Annotated in this window: 12 protein-coding genes; 2 read left to right on the plus strand and 10 right to left on the minus strand. The window is 43.9% G+C overall.

Annotated elements, in window-relative coordinates; all coding sequences use genetic code 11:
• Window positions 1–98: 98 nt before the first annotated feature.
• From HMPREF9624_RS10575 to HMPREF9624_RS10620, 10 genes are all read right to left on the minus strand, one after another.
• Complete coding sequence (locus tag HMPREF9624_RS10575) at window positions 99–923, minus strand: carbohydrate ABC transporter permease (protein WP_009537742.1); 825 nt, start codon at window positions 921–923, stop codon at window positions 99–101.
• Window positions 923–1,789, minus strand: a complete 867-nt coding sequence (locus HMPREF9624_RS10580) for a carbohydrate ABC transporter permease (RefSeq protein WP_009537743.1) — start codon at window positions 1,787–1,789, stop codon at window positions 923–925. The genes HMPREF9624_RS10575 and HMPREF9624_RS10580 overlap by 1 nt, the downstream gene beginning before the upstream one ends.
• 285 nt (window positions 1,790–2,074) lie before the next feature.
• Window positions 2,075–2,986 carry a TDT family transporter gene (locus tag HMPREF9624_RS10585; protein WP_009537744.1) on the minus strand — a complete coding sequence of 304 codons (912 nt, stop codon included), beginning with the start codon at window positions 2,984–2,986 and terminating at the stop codon, window positions 2,075–2,077.
• A gap of 13 nt (window positions 2,987–2,999) precedes the next feature.
• Window positions 3,000–3,557, minus strand: coding sequence for a C-GCAxxG-C-C family protein (locus HMPREF9624_RS10590; protein WP_009537745.1), 558 nt, complete (start codon window positions 3,555–3,557; stop codon window positions 3,000–3,002).
• A gap of 459 nt (window positions 3,558–4,016) precedes the next feature.
• Window positions 4,017–6,509: a Cna B-type domain-containing protein gene (locus HMPREF9624_RS10595; protein ID WP_009537746.1), complete on the minus strand. Its 2,493-nt coding sequence runs from the start codon at window positions 6,507–6,509 to the stop codon at window positions 4,017–4,019.
• A 123-nt stretch (window positions 6,510–6,632) separates the two neighbouring features.
• Window positions 6,633–9,221: an ATP-dependent chaperone ClpB gene (gene clpB, locus HMPREF9624_RS10600; RefSeq protein WP_009429811.1), complete on the minus strand. Its 2,589-nt coding sequence runs from the start codon at window positions 9,219–9,221 to the stop codon at window positions 6,633–6,635.
• 204 nt (window positions 9,222–9,425) lie between these two features.
• Window positions 9,426–12,848, minus strand: coding sequence for a TIM-barrel domain-containing protein (locus HMPREF9624_RS10605; protein ID WP_009537747.1), 3,423 nt, complete (start codon window positions 12,846–12,848; stop codon window positions 9,426–9,428).
• A 53-nt stretch (window positions 12,849–12,901) separates the two neighbouring features.
• On the minus strand, window positions 12,902–13,741 hold the full coding sequence (locus HMPREF9624_RS10610) for a carbohydrate ABC transporter permease (protein ID WP_009537748.1): 840 nt from the start codon (window positions 13,739–13,741) through the stop codon (window positions 12,902–12,904).
• An 11-nt stretch (window positions 13,742–13,752) separates the two neighbouring features.
• Entirely contained in the window at window positions 13,753–14,691 is a 939-nt protein-coding gene (locus tag HMPREF9624_RS10615) for a carbohydrate ABC transporter permease (protein ID WP_009537749.1), read from the minus strand.
• Window positions 14,692–14,873: 182 nt separating this feature from the next.
• Window positions 14,874–16,208: an extracellular solute-binding protein gene (locus HMPREF9624_RS10620; RefSeq protein ID WP_009537750.1), complete on the minus strand. Its 1,335-nt coding sequence runs from the start codon at window positions 16,206–16,208 to the stop codon at window positions 14,874–14,876.
• 198 nt (window positions 16,209–16,406) lie between these two features.
• Here HMPREF9624_RS10620 and HMPREF9624_RS10625 point away from each other — a divergent pair, with 198 nt between their 5' ends.
• Window positions 16,407–17,282 carry an AraC family transcriptional regulator gene (locus HMPREF9624_RS10625; protein ID WP_009537751.1) on the plus strand — a complete coding sequence of 292 codons (876 nt, stop codon included), beginning with the start codon at window positions 16,407–16,409 and terminating at the stop codon, window positions 17,280–17,282.
• 77 nt (window positions 17,283–17,359) lie between these two features.
• Window positions 17,360–19,171 (plus strand): glycoside hydrolase family 66 protein, encoded by a 1,812-nt coding sequence (locus HMPREF9624_RS10630; RefSeq protein ID WP_154646773.1) that lies wholly within the window; start codon window positions 17,360–17,362, stop codon window positions 19,169–19,171.
• Window positions 19,172–19,240 lie beyond the last annotated feature (69 nt).

Genomic DNA, 19,240 nt, shown 5'->3' on the forward strand with positions numbered 1-19,240 from the left:
AAGTTCTTTACAAGACAAAAGTCTTCTATAATGACTTGTGTTAAATTTATGATTTTTCTTGAAATTCTAATCCTTCTCTTTCCTTCAAAATAGTAGATTTACTTTCCTACTCCGGCCGTAATTCCCTTCACAATATACTTTTGGCAGCTAAGGTAGAACAGCACAATCGGAATCATGCATAGCATTAATGACGCAGTGGCAAGATCCCATTTCTTTGTAAATTGTCCAAAGAAGAGATAAGTACGAAGCGGCAGTGTCTGCATGCCATTCTTATTAATAACAAGGGAAGGAAGAAGAAAATCATTCCAAATCCACATCACGTTGATTACCGCCACAGTGGCAATTATTCCTTTCAACAGTGGTAAGACAATATTGATAAAAGTCTGTACCATATTGCATCCATCTATAATTGCCGCTTCCTCCAACTCTATCGGAATGTTTTTAATAAACCCGTGAAATAAAATGATGGACATTGCACATCCAAAACCCATATACATAAAAACCAGACCGGGCCTGTTCATCAGATGCAATTTACTCATAATATCCACAAGCGGAAGCATGACACATTGAAACGGAATCAACTGGACTGCCGCAAACATAAGGAACAGAATTTTGCTGGTTCTTGTCTTATACCGTACAAGCACCCATGCCGCCATGGAAGAAATTAAAATAATCAAAGCCGTAGAAATACACGTTATTGCAAAAGAATTCATAAATGCTTTTACATAATCCATCTCTTTAAAAGCCTTAGTATAATTCTGAAAAGAGAGTTGTTTCGGTAAAGCAAGAACATTTATATAGATATCCTGCAACGACTTAAAGGAGCTATTAACAAGAATAAATACGGGAGATACAAACAGTAGTGCCAAGACAAAACCTACTGTCATGATAGAAAGTCGCTTTATTACCCGCTTACTTTTCATTATGCTTCAACCTCCCTTCTCTTCGTAATGGAAAGTTGAATAATCGAAATGGCCATGACCACAATCATGAAAATTACAGCCTTTGCTTGGGCGAGGCCAAACCTATTCTCTCCAAAAGCCGTAGTATAAATATTCAGCGCAAGCATCTGCGTGCTGTTAACCGGACCTCCACCTGTCAAAGAAAGATTCTGGTCAAAAAGTTTAAAGGCGTTTGAAATGGATAAAAATAATCCAATCGTAAAGGCAGGCATCATAAGAGGTAGAATAATATAGCGCATTCTATTCCAACCTACTGCATTATCCAGTTCTGCAGCTTCCAATACATCTTCAGGAATGTTCTGCAACTGCGCAATATAAATCATCATCATGTATCCCGATAATTGCCAGGTCACAACAATCAATAATCCCAAAAATCCGGTTCTCTGATCTGTAAGCCATCCCCTAAGCCACAAAATATCCAGTTTTTTTCCTATTGCTTCAAAAACCTGCACAAATATAAACTGCCAAGTAAATCCCAGTAAAATTCCGCCAATCAAGTTTGGCATAAAAAAGATTCCACGTAAAAAATTTACACCTTTTATTCTTTGTGTAACCAGTGTAGCCAAGACAAAGCCAATCAGATTTACTGAAATAACCGCACACACAGAGAATAAAAAGGTAAAAATAAATGCATTTCTAAACGACAAATCGCTTGTCAGTATTGTTATATAATTCTGCACCCCTACAAAATGCTTAGCTTTGCTGATCCCATTCCAATCTGTAAAAGAGTAACCAATTCCCATCACCGTGGGAATCAATTGTACCAAGGTAAAAGCAACTAAAGCCGGTGCCATAAATAGGAAGAATCCCTTCTTTGATTTCTTCATGATGTCATACCTCCCTACTTCTCAACTATAGCAATTTTCATTTGATTTGATAATAGGTTTTATATAAAACCTATATTTATAACAAAGGATTTCCCTTACATATGTGTAAATTTTATATAAAACCTTTTCTTACGAATAAAAGTCAAAGCATTCAAAGTAATTTTAAAAATGGAAGTAATTATGAACAAAAAAGTGCCCGTCTGGGCACTTTTTTCTTTGGGCGTATTCTATTCCTTTTATAAACCTAAAGCAGTTTAGCACTGCCACCGGCGAAGCGCCGTTCTCCTACTTCTTTGCAAGGATAAATTGAAAATACCGTAAGCAGGCATAAATCGTAAACACTGCCGCAATAATCGTCTCCACTAAAACCACGGGCTGTAAAAAGGCAACATTCATGCCCATCTTTGTCAGTACCGCAAAGCACTGCTTCGTTGCAATCGCGGAAATTACGAAGGGGAAGGTGAAAGCCGCATAGCTCGGGTAGAAGGGGAAGCGCAGGAACTGTACACTCTTAAAGAGAGCAAACAGGTAAATCACGGAAGTTGCCACCAGTAAGAACAGAACAAAGCTCTTATTCTTCTCCGGAAAAGCCTGAATATAGCCTGCCGTGCAGAGTGCCATCGGTGCGGCATAAATCATCATCAGGGGCTTCGCAGGATCCGGTACGGGAAGCTTCATATATCGCTTCGTCACGACACAAAGCAGAATCAGTAAAGCGACGAATCCGAAATAAAAAGCAGCCTGCCCGTAAGCGAAGGTCTTATATGCCGGTGTGGTCAGGGATGCCACAACAATCCCGACATAAACGATATACCATACGGTATGCACATTTTTCTCTTCGAAATGAAGGATATAAGTCTTCGTAAAGTAGAGAATCAACACAATATGGATGGCATTCGCAAAAACCCAAAGCGGGAAAGAGATTCCCGGAATAAAGGGCTTCACATATACGGAAAACAGCATCAACGCCATGGGAAAGGTCGCAAAAACGCCCGCTCCGATGGGAGTGGAAAGCTCTTCCTTCACCGCCTTCGGGAAAAGAATGAGCTTCAAGAGAAGCAAAATAAGAATCACAAAGGCAACGCAGCCGAAAACCAAACGGATACCTTCTCCATAACTTTGTAACAAATTACCAAGTGCTGCCATACCGAGCATCACGCCCGAGAAGGCAAAGGGGATTTTTTTTATTTTTTCCATTAATGACAGCTCCTTATACTGCTTTTACTTCGTGTACAGGGGGAAGGAAGGGTGCTTCCAAGCCTTGAATCGGTTCCGCATCCACATTTTTAACGCCCAGCTCTCGGCAAAGAATCTCGGCAACCTTTCCTGCGCAAAGTCCGGTAAAGGCGATACACTGCTTCTTGTGCTCTCCTTCCGCCATTTCAAAGCCTCTGGTAAGGACACGGCAGCAAGCGGCATGCTTAGCATTTGCCTCTCTAAACCAGTCATGCAGTTCCTTGGAAAGTGCCATAAGAGCATTCACCTTCGGATCCTTCGGGCCATCCGGTGTCGTTCTTCCGAAGAACATACCAAGGGCAAGGATTCCACCGTTTAATGCACCGCACATACAGCCGGAACGTCCTGCTCCGATAGACATACCGGAAGACATCGCAATAACAGACTCGGGTACATCCGCCTGGAATGCATCGCGAATAGACTTCATTACAGCCTCACAGCAGAAAAATCCGCCGGCATAAAGCTCTTCCGCATTCTCTAAAACCGCGTGCGGGCTTACCTCTTTTGCATGATAAGTAATAATTGATTCCATAAAATCTCCTTCCTGCCTCTCCTATTTCTGACCGTAAATAGGAATGTTTTCAGCAATACATAAAATAGCTCAACGTATCCAGTATATAAAATCAACTTACTGTTTGGCTAATTGATAGATTAAATGATTTTTATTATTTATTTAAAATCATGATAATATCTATTTTGAAAATCTATTTTTTTACAGCAAAAAACCCGGCGTTTCCGTCGGGCTTCCTGCTGTATAGAGTAGTAAGGGTCGATTAAACCTGTTCGCTAATTTTAATGCTGAACTTCTCGTCCAGACAACTGTATTCTACTCTATTAAAATATAAAGGTCAAGCATTTTTAAAACTATTTTTGGCATTTTGCATACTTTTATCTGCAAATATCTTTTACAATTTGAATATTTTGCATAAATTCAATTTATACTGTTTATTCTCTACTACAATTTATTGAACTATATGACTTATGCCAAAGCTTAAAATTCTCTCTTTTTAAAAAGAAAATTCTTAAAAGAAAGACTTCCTAAGGAGAGGACACTCAGTGCAAACAGAATACCATAGAGCTTCATTGCAGACTGATCGGCAGTCTTTGTAGCGCCACGTCCGCTGCCCTTTACTTCCGGTCTGCTTTCTCCGAGAACGTCACCCTTTCTATCCGTATTCACCGTTTGATCTCCTACTGAAGGACGATCTGCACCAAGTACACTACCCGGTTCTTCCGGAGTATTGGAAGGCGGATTGGACGGATTTCTCGGCGTATTGCCGGAAGGCGTTCCGGGCGTATTGCCGCCACCGCCAGGTGTATTCGGTCTATTTCCGCCACCACCCGGTGTGTTCGGTGTATTGCCACCACCACCCGGTGTGTTCGGATTTTCCTTCGTATTGACGAAGACGTTCTTGTAGCCGTTATTTTCTTCATCGGCTCTGCTTGCTGTATAACCGGATAAATTCTCCTCTGTTACCGTATATTGGATTTCCCTTCCGGCATCATCATACTTCGGCATATCAAAGGTATGTTGCCATCCATTCTGCGCCGTTAAGTAATAGGAAGCAACACGCACACTGTCCGCATAGAGCTGTACGGTCAGGCCCTGCGGATGTTCTCCGCTTCCCTTCCAGATTTTCGTCACAGGGATAGCCACACGGTCTCCGGTATAGTTTGTGATGGTGAATCCTGTATCTCCTGTTCCGGAAATTGCCGGAGTAAAGTCGGAAAGATTTTCCTCCGCTACAGTATAGCGAATCTCCGCTCCTGCCGGATCCTTCTTCGGAAGATTGGAGAAAGATGCCGTCCAGTGGTTCTCTTCGGAAAGCTCCTGTACCCTGTTTTCATTCTTTACGCCGTTTTCCACAAGATAAACCTTTACCTTGTTCGGCTTCTGTACGGATGATCCTCCGAGAATCCATTTCTTTTGAATAACAATGTTTCCGCTTGCGGGCTTATCCTCGCCCTCTTTTTTATTGACAAATACCTTGGTTACCGTAGCGCCATCCGCAATAGAAGTCTTTAACTCCTCTTTGGTAATGTACTGCTCGTTCTTATCCAGAACATATCCGTCCGGTGCCTTAATCTCCTTGATCACATACTCTTCCCGAACGACATTCTTTAATTCCGCAATTCCGTTTACATTGGTAGTGACTTCTTTCTTGATTTGGGTTCTTTTATTTTCGATGGTGAATTTCGCTCCGGAAAGAGGCTGTCCGTCTTCATTTTCCTTCTTAATTCGAAGGGTGAATCCCTTACCGTTCAATGTTCCACCGGCTTTCTGCACGGCAAACTCTCTATGGTGTGTTCCCATGCTGATGCTGTCTCCGGTGATGGAAGCATCATTGTAATAGGTTGTACCGTCCTGCGGAACCTCACCGATTTCCACGAAATACTGTAACTCCAGGCCTTCTTCCAGACCCATATCTCCTACGGTATAGTCAAAGGATCTCTTATCGGGAGCATAATGTAAGTGAACCGTTTGTCCTCCTGCCGGCTCATTGTTATTCTGCGGCTTCATGAGCGCCCACTTCGGTCCCCGATTGGCTTCCGTGTCATCCACTGCCGTATGGAAAACATAATTGCTGTCACGATAGCCCGATCTCCAAACGCCTCTTACGAGTCTCGGATAAAATTGATCCGCATCCGAAGCATTTTTCCAGTTCATGGAACGGGTAGGATCGCTCGGATCCACATAGTTGAACACTTCGCTGATCAGCTTGTCATAAAGCTTAATATTCGTGTATTTTTCGGAAACGACTCCGTCTGTTGTAAGCTTTCTTCCATTCACTTGAATATAAAAGTGAAGTAAGTAGTGGGTAAGCCCGTCGGCATCCTCGTAGGTTTCAATCTTTCCACCGTGATTCTTCCAGAAGCTGGGCTCCGCATCCTTCGTTACCCCCTGGTAATCCATATCTACCGAAGCAACAACCTTACCGTTAATCGTAATATTAACGGGAACGCGCTGCTTGGTTTGCACTACAGACCGGTCAATCTGAACCAGGAAGGTGAAGCTTCCATCCGATCCGCTGTAGTTTTCGGCATTTTTGGTGTACGTGATGGTAATTCGCTTGGTGCCTCTGTCAAAATGCGCATTCGCCATAACGAGTCCGTCATCGTTTTTGATTGGAACATCTTCGTTCTCGGCCGCTTCCAAGGCATCCGGAAGTTGAATGACGGTATAGTCTCCCTCACTTACCGCCTTCCCGGAAAGCGCCAGCTTCACCTTTAATGCAAACTGGGTAAAATAATAAATCTTCGTATTCGCATCAACAGGCTTGTTATCCAGCGTCATTTCCACGCTCCGCACAGCATCGGAAATTTCCTTTGCTGCAGCTCTACTCTCTCCCCCTACCGCGGAAGAAGATAAGGAAACTGTACTTCCCGAAACAGTGGAGGCATCTTCCGCATTAACCACGGAAAATCCCTGCCAAAGCATCACCACGGAAAGCAGTAACGCCAGCAAATTTCGTTTTGCTTTCATTTTCTTCTCCTTTTTGTGAATTTACGTTTATCGGCTACAGTTTGGTATTCTAGCATAAATATTTTTATTTAAAAATATAAACTTTAAGAGAAAATAGGAGAATTTTAAAAAAGAGGTCAAGTCTTAAGACTTGACCTCTGCGTGCAGTTCTCCATTTTTGAGTAGAATTTCGATTTTATCGCCTTCTTTTACCTTGTCTTCCAGGATACACTTTGCAGCAAGGGTTTCCACGTGCTTTTGCATATAACGCTTCAAGGGTCTTGCTCCAAAGCCCGGCTCATAGGCATTTTCCAAAATGAACTCCAAGGCATCTTTTGCAATCTCGATGTGCAGTCTCTTATCCTGCAAACGCTTATTGATGTCCTTTAAAACAAGATCAGCAATTCGCTCCATATCCTTCTGCACAAGCGGCTTAAAGAGGATAATTTCATCCAGACGGTTCAGGAACTCCGGTCTGAAATGAGCATGCAACGCGTCCGTCACCTCTTTCCGTACCTCTTCCGGAATCGTACCGTCTTCTTTGATGCCGTCCAGAAGACTCTGTGCCCCGATATTCGAAGTCAGAATAATAATCGTGTTCTTAAAGTCTACAGTTCTACCCTGCGAATCCGTGATTCTTCCGTCATCCAAAACCTGAAGCAGGATATTAAAGACATCGGGGTGGGCTTTCTCGATTTCATCGAAAAGCACTACGGCATAGGGCTTTCTTCTTACCGCTTCCGTGAGCTGTCCGCCCTCTTCGTAGCCTACATAGCCGGGCGCCGCACCGATAAGACGGGATACGGAATATTTCTCCATGTACTCCGACATATCGATTCTGACCATGGCATTTTCATCATCGAAAAGATTCTGCGCAAGGGACTTCGCAAGCTCGGTCTTTCCTACACCGGTGGGGCCTAAGAAGAGGAAGGAACCGATCGGCTTCGTCGGATCCTTAATGCCTGCCTTCGAACGAAGAATCGCCTCGCAAACCTTCTCTACCGCCTCTTCCTGTCCGATGAGTCTCTTGTGGATTTCGGCATCAAGGTGCAATACCTTCGAACGCTCGGATTCATTCAGCTTTGTTACGGGAATGCCCGTCCAACGGCTGATGATTCTCGCAATTTCTTCTTCCGTTACCTTATCATGCACAAGCGTACTGTTTTCTTCCTTTTGCGCTAAGGCTTCCGCCTCTTCCAGTTCCTTTTCGACTTGGGGCAAATCCTGATACTGCAGCTTGGAAGCCTTCTCGTACTCTCCCTTTTGCATTGCAATATTGATTTCCGCCTGCAAATCGTTCTTCTTTTCTCTTAAAGTCTGCAGTTTGGAAACGGCGTTTTTCTCATTTTCCCACTGCGCCTTTTGGACATTGAACTTATCTCGAAGCTCGGAAAGCTCCTTTTGCAGAGCTACGAGTCTTTCCTTCGAAAGCTGGTCGTCCTCTTTTTTCAGCGCAAGCTCCTCAATCTGCAGCTGCATAATCTTTCTCTGCTGCTCGTCCATTTCTTCCGGCATGGAATCCATTTCCGTCTTAATCATGGCACAGGCCTCATCCACAAGGTCTATTGCCTTATCCGGAAGGAAACGGTCGGAGATGTAACGGTCGGAAAGCGTCGCCGCCGCAACGAGTGCGGTATCCGTGATTTTTACGCCGTGGAAGACTTCATAGCGCTCCTTTATACCTCTTAAGATGGAAATGGTATCTTCCACCGTCGGCTCGTCCACCATAACCGGCTGGAAACGACGTTCAAGAGCGGCGTCCTTTTCAATGTATTTTCTATATTCATCGAGGGTTGTTGCACCGATACAGTGCAGCTCGCCTCTGGCAAGAAGCGGCTTCAACAGGTTTCCGGCGTCCATGGAACCCTCGGTTTTTCCCGCGCCAACGATATTGTGAATTTCATCGATAAAGAGGATAATCTCGCCTTCGGACTTTGTGACGTCATCCAGAACCGCCTTCAGTCTTTCTTCAAACTCTCCTCTATATTTTGCACCGGCAATGAGAGAGCCCATATCGAGCGCAAAAATTTTCTTATTCTTCAAAGATTCAGGTACATCGCCCTTCGCAATTCGCTGTGCGAGCCCTTCCACGGCAGCCGTCTTTCCGACACCGGGCTCTCCGATTAGACAGGGGTTATTCTTCTGCTTTCGGGAGAGAATTCGGATAATGTTTCGGATTTCTTCATCTCTTCCGATAATCGGGTCGAACTTCTGCTGACTTGCCCGCTCCACCATTTCATATCCGTATTTGTTTAAGGCATCATAAGTGCCTTCCGGGTTATCCGTCATAACCTTCTGATTTCCCCGAACGGAGGAGAGCGCAGAAAGGAACTTCTCCTTGGTGATGCCGAACTCTTTAAACAGCTCCCGAATCGTCTTATCTCCATCCTTTAGAAGAGCAAGGAAAATATGCTCTACGGACACATACTCGTCTCCCATGGCTTTCGCGTGGTCCTCCGCATTCATGACGACCTTATTCGCATCCTGGGAAAAGTACTGCTGGCCTCCGGATACCTTAGGGAGCGCATTGATTTTCTCTTCCACCGCTCTTGTAAAGCTATCCAGCGGAATGCCCATTTTCTGTAGAAGCTTCGCAATCAGGCTGTCCTCCACTTGAAGAAGGCTTAAGAGCAAATGCACCTGCTCCAGTGCCTGATTCCCGTGATCCATGGCAATCTTTTGGCTGTTATTGATACTTTCTACCGACTTTTGTGTAAAACGATTTATATTCATACTCACTACCTCACTTTTTCTCTAAGATAAGTCTATTATAAATGTATTGTTAGCACTGTCAAGCGATGAGTGCTAACTTATTGTGAAAAGTCTGTGAAATCTAAAGTCTATAAAATCTAAAGTCTGTGAACCCTGAACTGTTTGAGCAAGGAAGCACACTTCTAAAAAAAGCGACAGCTTTCGCCATCGCTTTACTTTATCGTTTTACGAAACCGTAATGACAATATCCTCTTCCGGCATAAGTCGAATTACGAGAGCTCCGTCTTCTCTAAGGAAGAATCCCGCCTCATAGCGGAGGGCATTTACGGAAGGAAGCTTCTTTAAGGGTTCTCCGTTCAGTCGAATTTCGCAACAATTCTTTTTTGCCTCCTTCTCTTTCAAGAAATCGGCCAAACCGGGAAGAAGGAGATAAGAAAACTCTTTCATTTTATGCATAACAATCTCCCAAGCGCCTTCCTTTTTCCGGAAGAAGTAGGAATTCACGGAATCCTCCTCGCTTGTATAACTCTCCGCTTCAGGAAGGGCTACCAGGAGTACTTTTTTCCTTTCGGCTCTCATACTTTCTCCAAGATTCAGGTCTCCATTTAATTCCAACGGAATGAAAGAGCCTTCCTTAATATATACCGGAATCTTCTCAATAGGCACTTTTTTTACATTACTCTTTCCCCCCTGCACAATTTCTCGAAAATCAAAGAAGTTGATCCATTTTCCCTTTGGAAAATAAATCTCCCGTTCCTCTTTTTCCTCATGGACAGGTGCCACCAAAAGGGATTCCCCGTACATGTATTCATCTTCAAAGGCGATAGCTTTCTTATCCCCGGGGAAAGCCATAGGAAGCGATTGCATCATAGGTATTCCATAACGGTGTGCAAGTTGAGCTGCCTGAACACTATAAGGTAAAAGATTTTCTCTCAACCAAGCGTAATGTTTATAAAGTCTCACAGTATAGTCACTATAAACCCAGGGCTCTCTCGGCTGTGTTCCGTGATAGCGCATAATCGGGCAAAATGTGGCAAATTCAGTCCATCGAATGTAGCTTTCCTCATCACAAAGTCCGTCATATCCGCCCGCGTCCACACCCCAGAACGGAAGGCCGGAGGCTCCGGCGCTCAGTCCTCCATGAATAGAATAAGTAAGGCCTCTGAATCCGGATAACTGATCTCCGCCAAATTGACAGGCATAGCTTTGGGTTCCCGCTGCCGCAGACCGGGAGAAAAGCACATGATCTTCTCCTCGATACTTCAAAAACAGCTTTCGATAGGCTTCCGTATATGCCGTAGCATAGGCATTATGCATTTCATCGCCCTTACGGCCATCATAAAATACCGCTTCATCCGGTGTGATTTCCCCGAAGTCCACCATTGTTCCGTCAAAGCCCGCATCCATCCTGTCTTTCCACTCCGCTTCCAAAAGCTCCATAGCACGCGGGTGAGAGAAATCAATTTCCGACGGGAGTTTTTTACTTCCTGTATAGAAGGGCGTCCTGGTAATCGGCAGCTCTTCCTTCGGACAGTTCGGTAAATACGCAGCAGCTTCCTCCTCTCCGATATGAGAAAACTGCCACGAAAATACACGGATGCCTCGCTGATGGGCAAAATCCGCAATCTGATATAGCTCTTCCTTATTACAGTGGTCTCCAAACTTCCATCCTGCGCCTTCCGCATACAAGCCGGAATGAGGGATATCCAAGTTTTGGAAGCGGTTGATAACCCCCTCCATTTCCTTTACCACATCATGCGTAGGGCCATCCCCCCATCTTCCCACTCCGCCGCCTGCCCAGGGCTCAAAAACCCATTTCGGCGGAAGAAGCGGCTTCCCGGTAAGCTCCGTATAGGCATTCATATTTTCTGCAGGGCTTCCGGTAAATATCGTGAAGTCCGTTTTCTCTCCCATGGTAGAAACTCTTAGTCCATGATACTCTCTTCCGCTGTCCACCCGAATACGATAAAAGCTGTTCATAAAAAGGGAGTATCCGGCTGTAGAATGGAGCAAAGGAATATTCTTGTAAGACTGATTTCCAATAGAACAACCGCATCCTTCAAAGGCATCTCTATGCCAGAGACTCAGTATCTTTCCGCTCTGGTTCACCGCGTCAAAACGCTCTCCAAAGCCGTAGAGCATTTCTTCGGGATGCATGCTTTGTCGAAGGTCGAAGGCCATTCTCCCCTTAGTTCTATATAGTCGAAAATTTTCTTGATTTAATAAAAACTGATCATCAATGGAAATTTCCCATTTCTTCCCCGGTACAATAGTCACTTCACCGAAAGAACCGTTGATTCGAAAGCAGTCTTTCTCCCTTTCCAATTTAAAAGGCACCGGCACTCCCTCAAAATCGCCCTTTTTTTCAAGATAAAAACGTACCGCTTTTTTATGGGGAATAAGGTAAGCTTTTTTCAGCTCTCCCTCCATAAGAAAGGAAAGAGTAACCCTATCTTCTCCCGCTTCAACACTCTCTAATGAAGAAAATGACTTCCAATTCCCTTCATCCGCATTTCCAAGCGTGCCGTCCGCATACCACCAGGAGGTCAAGGTTCGAAGGTAAGAAATCAACTTATCCAGCGCTTTGCATGCCTCCTGAATCTCCTTTTTCCGTAGGGCTTCGTTGCACAGCCTTCTTTGTACCCAAGGATCAACTTTATCGAAGGCATTTTCACAACGAGCATTGGGGAAAAAGTCCAGTCCCTCCAAAATCAGAACATCCTGCCAACACTGTACCGTAACGATACGGTCCGCAAGATTCTCCTCCGTCGTCTCTTCCTCCGTTTTTTGCAAATCCAAAATCTTCTTCCTGCTAAGGGAACTTGGCCATTGCAACACTGCCGGCCTCTGCCAGTGCATAATTCCGCTGGGAAGGATAATGCAGGCACACTTTACGTACTCTACACTCGCCTTCTCTCCAAAATAACACTCCAGGAAGGTTTCCGGGTCATAGTCAAATTTATTCTCATAATTGGAATTCAAATCCAAGGGCGTTAAAGCCAAAAGCTCATTGGTCTGATTTTTCTTTCTGTAGATTTGAAAACGGAAGCAATCCTTCTCATCCGGTATCCCACCGAATAGCGTCCAGGGGATTGCAAAGGAAGCTGTCCAGGAATCTTCTCTTAGCTCAAGCCCAAGCTGATAAGCCGAATCCGGAATTTTGCCTATTTCAGCCTCATTTTTTTCCTGAAAATCATCATTTAAAATAGCCTGATCCCCACCGTGATAAGTCATTCCCTTTTCTGTATGAGCATTCTGCCTTCCATCCGAGTCTGCCGTAAAAACGGCATAGTCCCTCTGACCGAACCGCTTTCCGGAAAGGACAAGCTCTACTTTATCTTTCCTCTTCATCCATTCCGATTCTCGAGTATTTCCATCCTTAGGCCGTAGAACTCTCGGACTATTTTCATAGCAAGTTACTTTCACGTAAAGATTGCTTTTGTCCCACAGCATCTCGGCTTCCGTCTTGGAAAGAACCGCTCTTCCGCCTGCACTGTAAAAAGTCTCAAAGTGTACGGTCTTCTCCCGGTCTGCTGCATTTTCCCGCTCAGAAAATCCCTTCACAGCCTTTCCCAAATAGACAGCCCCGATTCCATAGCTATTCTCTTTTTCTATGTCCATCTCTATTTCTCTACTTTCCCACTTCATGGTCTGTTCTCATCCTTCCATTTATCCATTCTTTCTTTTCCATTCTTTCTCTTCTATTCTTTCACTGCGCCCTCGGTCAGGCCCTGCTTAATAAACTGTTTTTGGAAAAGGATAAACAGCAGTATATTGGGTAGAATCACGATGGTGCTTGCCGCAAACAGGCGTCCAAACTCCGTCGTGTGTTGCCCTCTAAAGAGTTGCAAGGCCACCGATAAGGTCCTCTTATTCATAGATTTTGTAAAGGTAAGAATATCAAAGAGATTTGACCAGTAACCGTTTAGCGCAAAGACAACCTGCGTTGCAATAGCCGGCTTACTTAAGGGGATAATGCAATGCAGTAAAGTTTGCAGCCTTGATGCACCGTCAAGATACATGGACTCTTCCAGTTCCCTCGGTATGGCTTCAAAAAAACCTCTGTAAAAAAAGGTACTGCCGGCCGCACAGGTTCCGCCCCAAAGTAGCCATATTCCCTTATAATCATCGATGAGATGCAGACCGTTCAGTACCGTATATTGCGAAATCATAGCCAGCTGCGCGGGAATCATCATGGTTAGTAACAGGATATTGAACAAAAATTCCTTTCCCGGAAATTTAAACTTGGCAAAGGAATAGGCCATGGTTACCGAAACAAACAGATTGATGAATACGCCTCCGGCCGTGACAATCACCGTGTTCAAAAAGTACGTTTGAAAATGACCGGAGAACCAAACTTTCACATAATTTTTAGTATAAAGCGGAAGCTTCGGGAAAATAATCGGTTCATTGGGAAGTACGCCCTTAACCTTCATAAAGGAGGTGGATACCATGGATAAGAATGGCAGTAAGCTGATTACACAGATCAGAATCAGAAGGATATGAACCAAGAGCTGTTCCATTGTCTGTTTCTTTTTCATTTTTATCCTCCTTACTCATCCTGACCGTAGCGCAGATACTTCTTTAAAAACATGGACAGGATGAAAACAACGCCTCCCATCACTAAACCGCAGGATGCGGCATAACCGAATTCAAAGTAATTAAACGCACGTCGATACACATAGTCCATAACCACATCGGTTGTGCCTATCGGATCTCCCTTTGTGAGCAGAAATACCTGGATAAAAATGTTCATTGCACCGTTAATCAGATTAATCAGCAAATAAAAAGTGGTGGCTTTCAAACCGGGAACCGTAATATACCAAAACATCTGTACATTGTTCGCACCATCCACCTTGGCAGCCTCATAACGGTCCATGGGAATTCCCTGGAGACCGGCCGTGTAGATAATCATAACCCAACCGAATCCCTTCCAAATGGAACAGAACCAAATGACAAAATTTGCCGTCCAGGTATTTTTCAGCCATGAAACCGGCTGCTTCAGAATCCCGATGCTCGTCAAAATATAATTGACAAGGCTCCCGTTATCGGGCTGAAAAATATAATCCACGATATTACAGAAAACAACCCAGTCACAAATAACAGCGATATAAAGTAAAATTTTGTAGATATTTTTTCCAAAACGCAGATTATGGATGAAGACCGCAACCAAGAGTCCTAAAATCAGCTGTCCGGGGACGGTAATCAGGATGGCAAGGATATTGTTTCGAAATGCCATCCAGAAAAAGTAGGCATCGGACCCTTTTACATGGATATCTGTAAAGATTTTTCTGTAATTGGCCAAACCCACAAACTCGTTTTTTGCTCCGGGCATAATGCTGTAATTGGTGAAGGATATATAGATATTTTTGATTTGCGGGTAGAGGACAAACAAAATAAAAAGCACGGTTCCAATCAATAAAAACGGAATAACCAAAATCCACTCTCTGATCCCTTTTTTAAATCGTCTTGAAAATGACTGTTCTCTCATTTCCCTACTTCTCCTGTCTAAGAACTTTTAAACGAGATATCGCACACTTTGTACACGATACTCGTTATGAAACAAAAATAGCGGAGATTTTTCTGAAAACGAGGTATCCGGCCCTTTAGACCAATCTCTCGTTACAAGCAAAAGCTTTGTTCGAAAATTCCCCGCTATTTCACTAAGTTCAATTATTTATCCGCATCCTGAAGAAGTGCATCAATTTCCGTTGCCGCCTTCTTTAAAGCGGACGCCGGCTCGTCTTCATGCAGCAAGCAGCTGGTAAAAGCAACTGTCAACTTGTCCGACATCTTTTCCCAAACCGGTGTCGGCGTTCTGGGTACGGCACCTTCCAACTGCTTCAAATAAATGTCCATATACGGTGTGTTTTTTACTTCTTCGCTTTCCGCAACCGATTTTACCGTCGGAACTAGATGTCCTCCGCCTACAGCTTGTGCGGTTTGTGCGTAATCGCTCATCAAGAACTGCGCAAATACCCATGCAGCATCCTTGACTTTGCTGCCGTTAAAAATAACCAGGTCTTCCCCGCCGTTTACCGTAAGAGAACCTGCACTGCCTGCCGGAAGAAGTCCTCCCTCTACCTTCGCAATCTGCTCCTCATCGTCATTTGCATAGAACCATGGTCCCTGATAAGAGAAGAGATACTGTCCGTCATACAGTCCGTTTGCCGCATCCGGCTTCCCTCCGTTCATACAGGGTCCAATAATTCCCTCGTCATACCATTTCACAATGGTTTCCATCGCTTTGATACTTGCTTCCCCGTCTAAATAGCCGGAAGCTTTCGTATAATCTTCATTGGTATACACACCGCCCAGAGAATTAAACAGCGGCGCCATGGACCACGGGTTCGGACCTTCACAGGCAATCAGATACTGATCTTTGTTCAGCTTATCCTTAAGAGCCACAACCTCGTCATAAGTCTTCGGAAAATCCTTTAAGCCCAACTGCTCCATCACTGCTTTACTCCAGGTACCGGAAAGGCAGTTGGTATTTAACGGAAGACCGTAATACTTCCCGTTATAATAATTGGTCTTCAGCGGTCCTTCAAAGAGCTTATCCTTCATCTCCTTAAAGCCCTCCAAATCGTCTACCGGTTCCAGTGCTCCCATCTTGGCGAGTTCCGGCACCCAGATAATATCCATTCTCATTAAATCCGGTCCGGTATTGCCGGAGATACCGGTAATGATTTGCTGCATCAAGCCGTCATAGGGCATTCTGACCGCATCAATATGGATTTTGGGATAGCGCTTTTCAAATTCGGGAATAATCTGTTCCGTTAAAACTTCTTCTTCCGCATCCGAGTGCGTGTGCCAATAGGTCACGGTTGCTTCTTCTCCATTGTAGGCAATGCCCTCTTCTGATGCTTTCTGATCCTCTCCGTCCGCCTTTTCCTGAAGAGAAGATGTCTCACTCTTTCCCGAATCGGTGGAAGAGCTGCCACAACCAAAGAGTGCAGTCGTCGCAACAAGTGTTGCCATAATACTTGCCAAAACTTTCTTTTTCATTTCTCCTCCTTTTTATAAATGAATATTTTTTGCTTTTATTTTGCTTTTTCTCCTTATCTTAAGCAATGCCTTTTTTTGTCTTGTTTGTGCGTTTTTTATATTTTTTAGTTTTGTACTCCTTTTTCCTTGTGCATATCGACCTATAGTGCTATCATATCGCTTATATTTATTGAAGTTCTATTTTCGGAGAAATGAGAAATGGGATTAATTGAATACGAACAGGTCATTCCGGAAATCAACTGCTTTTGTAAGGTCTTTCATTCACAACTCATTGAAGAAGAAAAGAAAAGTCCAACCAGTCACCCGCTCCCTCACTGGCATAGCAGTTACGAATTTAATGTCTGTATAAATGGAAGGCTGGAAAATCATATAGAAAATGAAGTGAGCTGTATAGAGTCGGAGGAATTTGTTTTAATCAATCCCAATGTCGTTCATACTTCTTTCGAAGTAAGTGAGGATTACCTTGGATTTGCCGTTTTAATTCCCGAGGAATATATCCGCATGTATTTTGAAAAACAGGATAAAAAGCAAGTTCTGCATTTTACCGAAAAAGATTATGCCCCGCATAAGGCCGAAATCTGGCAGCTCTTGTACAAGCTGTATCTGTATTCCCTTTCCACCGCTTCAAACAGAATCATCGGAATGAACAGCTGTGTTTTATCCATCTTTACACTCCTCCTCTCGGAGAAAGAAGCGGAAAAGGAAAATACCGATACCGAAGAAGCGCTTTTCGCAAAAAGCGGATCGCAATACACGGACTATGTCAACGTCCATTATAGGGAAAATATTCAGCTGAAGGATGTGGCGTCCCACTTCGGTTTTACCGCCACCTATTTTTCAAAGCTTTTTTATCGCGAAACGGGGCGAAATTTCAAATATTATTTGTCTTCTATTCGCTTAAGTCACGCTGTCTTCCTCTTAAAATCCACCGGTCTTTCCATTACGGAAATTGCGGAAAGAAGCGGTTTTCCCAAATTGCGGGCCTTTACGGATTTATTCCTGAAGGTAAACGGAATGACTCCGAAGGAATATCGGGATCAGTACCGAAAAGAAATGAAGAGGCTTCAGAAATGAAAAATATTATCCTGTTTTTTATGATATTCATTTTTTTAACAGGTCTTATGCTGACCGGATGCAAGGAGGTAAATAAAATGCAAGCAGAAAATACTACTTCTCTCCGCTTTCACCTTAATGGAAGCGATAAAGCCAGGTATTTCCCCGGAGATACCGTTACATTGCCTTGTTCTTTGGAGATTACAGGGTATAATGGCGAAATACTTCGATTAGAAACGCTTTTATTTCATAACGAAGTCCCGGTTTCCAAAGAAGAAACGGTTCTGCCAAAAAATGAATTTATCAATCCTGAAATCAGTTTTGTTACACCGCAGAAGGACTATACCGGATATCTTGTAAAAGTGATTGTAAAGGATGAAGAAGGGAAGGAACTTGCCACAGATACAACTGCCATTGACGTTTCCTCTTCCTGGATTAAGTTCCCTCGTTACGGCTACCTTTGCGATTATGAATCTTCCATCCCCTCGGAAGAACTCATCCAACAGATGAATCGTTACCACATCAATGCCATTGAATACTATGACTGGCATCACCTTCATCACGAACCGCTCCCGGAAGGAATGACTGCGGAAAATCTCTCCGACTGGACAGATTGGGCCGGAAGGAAAATTAGTCATGAGACACTTACCCGCTATATTGCTGCCGCAAAAGAAAAAAACATGGTAAATATGGCTTACAATATGATTTATGCCTGTACCGACAGTTTCTTTAAAGATGCAAACGGAAACCCTACCCCGCCCTGCCAATGGCAGCTTTTCTTCAAAGAAGGGAATCCTAAGGGAAAGGGGCCCTTCCTCTTCACTATGGGAGACTCTCCCTCCGGAGACGGGCATCTTTATTTTGTAAATCCCTTGCATCCCGAATGGCAAAATTATATCTTTGCAGAGGAAAACAGAGCTCTTGATGCACTTGGTTTTGACGGATGGCACGGCGATACCATAGGAGAGTTCGGAGAAATGACGGGTGCCGACGGGGAGCCCTTGGGGTATACGGAAGACGGTACAGCGATTTACCTTGTCAAAGATACTTACCGCAGCTTTCTGAACAACGCAAAAAAAGCCTTGGGAAAGAAATACCTCTCCTTCAACCCGGTTGGAGCACAGGGAAACGAACAGGCGAATACCAGTCATACCGATGTGCTTTATGCCGAATTCTGGCCCTGGGATGCAGCTCGTGACGGAGAACTTTTCAATACTTACCACGCAATCCTTCGAGAGGTGGAGCGAAGCCGGGAAGACAGCAAAGCCTATTCCTTTGACGGCGTCGGCAAATCTCTCACCGTAAAGGCCTATATCAATGTGGACAGCAAAGAAGAATTCATGAATGATGCAGCGGTTCTCCTTATGGATTCCGTCAGTTTTGCTTCCGGCGGAGGGCGTCTCGAACTGGGGAATGGAAACCACATGCTGCATACCGCCTATTACCCGGATGACAAAATTCTGATGAGTGATACACTTCAAAAATCGATTGTAAGAATGTATGATTTTTCCGTCGCTTATGAAAATCTTCTCCGAGACGGACAATATCCGATAGAAAATAAAGTGGAAATAAACGATACCCCTACCAGTGCCGATGGAAAAAGTTTTACCATCTGGACTTATCCCAAAGAAGACTCGGAATATCAAATTCTCCATCTGATTAATCTTCGAAACAATGATAATCGGTGGGTGGATGAAAAGGGAAAGAAAAAAGAGCCGGAAATACAGAAGGATCTGAAAGTAAAGTTTTATACCGAGCGGGAGATTTCCTCTGTATACCTTGCATCTCCGGATTTTTCAGATTGTGAAAGCCTTTCTTTAAGTCATGAAAAAGGCACGGACAAAAATGGAAAATATATTACATTTACCGTTCCCGCTCTTCAGTACTGGGATATGATTTACATGAAATAATCGATATGTTTCATAAAACCGGGAAACGATAAGATACCGGAAGATTTGTGCATGATATAGGTTTTATGC

Origin of the sequence: Oribacterium asaccharolyticum ACB7 (assembly GCF_000238075.1) — a bacterium.
In the GTDB taxonomy this organism is placed as follows: Bacteria; Bacillota; Clostridia; order Lachnospirales; family Lachnospiraceae; genus Oribacterium; species Oribacterium asaccharolyticum.

What these genes read in the sequence shown, in the direction of transcription:
- HMPREF9624_RS10575 (WP_009537742.1), bottom strand. Translation starts at nt 923, where the DNA reads ATGAAAAGTAAGCGGGTAATAAAGCGACTTTCTATCATGACAGTAGGT.
- HMPREF9624_RS10580 (WP_009537743.1), bottom strand. Translation starts at nt 1,789, where the DNA reads ATGAAGAAATCAAAGAAGGGATTCTTCCTATTTATGGCACCGGCTTTA.
- HMPREF9624_RS10585 (WP_009537744.1), bottom strand. Translation starts at nt 2,986, where the DNA reads ATGGAAAAAATAAAAAAAATCCCCTTTGCCTTCTCGGGCGTGATGCTC.
- HMPREF9624_RS10590 (WP_009537745.1), bottom strand. Translation starts at nt 3,557, where the DNA reads ATGGAATCAATTATTACTTATCATGCAAAAGAGGTAAGCCCGCACGCG.
- HMPREF9624_RS10595 (WP_009537746.1), bottom strand. Translation starts at nt 6,509, where the DNA reads ATGAAAGCAAAACGAAATTTGCTGGCGTTACTGCTTTCCGTGGTGATG.
- clpB (WP_009429811.1), bottom strand. Translation starts at nt 9,221, where the DNA reads ATGAATATAAATCGTTTTACACAAAAGTCGGTAGAAAGTATCAATAAC.
- HMPREF9624_RS10605 (WP_009537747.1), bottom strand. Translation starts at nt 12,848, where the DNA reads ATGAAGTGGGAAAGTAGAGAAATAGAGATGGACATAGAAAAAGAGAAT.
- HMPREF9624_RS10610 (WP_009537748.1), bottom strand. Translation starts at nt 13,741, where the DNA reads ATGAAAAAGAAACAGACAATGGAACAGCTCTTGGTTCATATCCTTCTG.
- HMPREF9624_RS10615 (WP_009537749.1), bottom strand. Translation starts at nt 14,691, where the DNA reads ATGAGAGAACAGTCATTTTCAAGACGATTTAAAAAAGGGATCAGAGAG.
- HMPREF9624_RS10620 (WP_009537750.1), bottom strand. Translation starts at nt 16,208, where the DNA reads ATGAAAAAGAAAGTTTTGGCAAGTATTATGGCAACACTTGTTGCGACG.
- HMPREF9624_RS10625 (WP_009537751.1), top strand. Translation starts at nt 16,407, where the DNA reads ATGGGATTAATTGAATACGAACAGGTCATTCCGGAAATCAACTGCTTT.
- HMPREF9624_RS10630 (WP_154646773.1), top strand. Translation starts at nt 17,360, where the DNA reads ATGCAAGCAGAAAATACTACTTCTCTCCGCTTTCACCTTAATGGAAGC.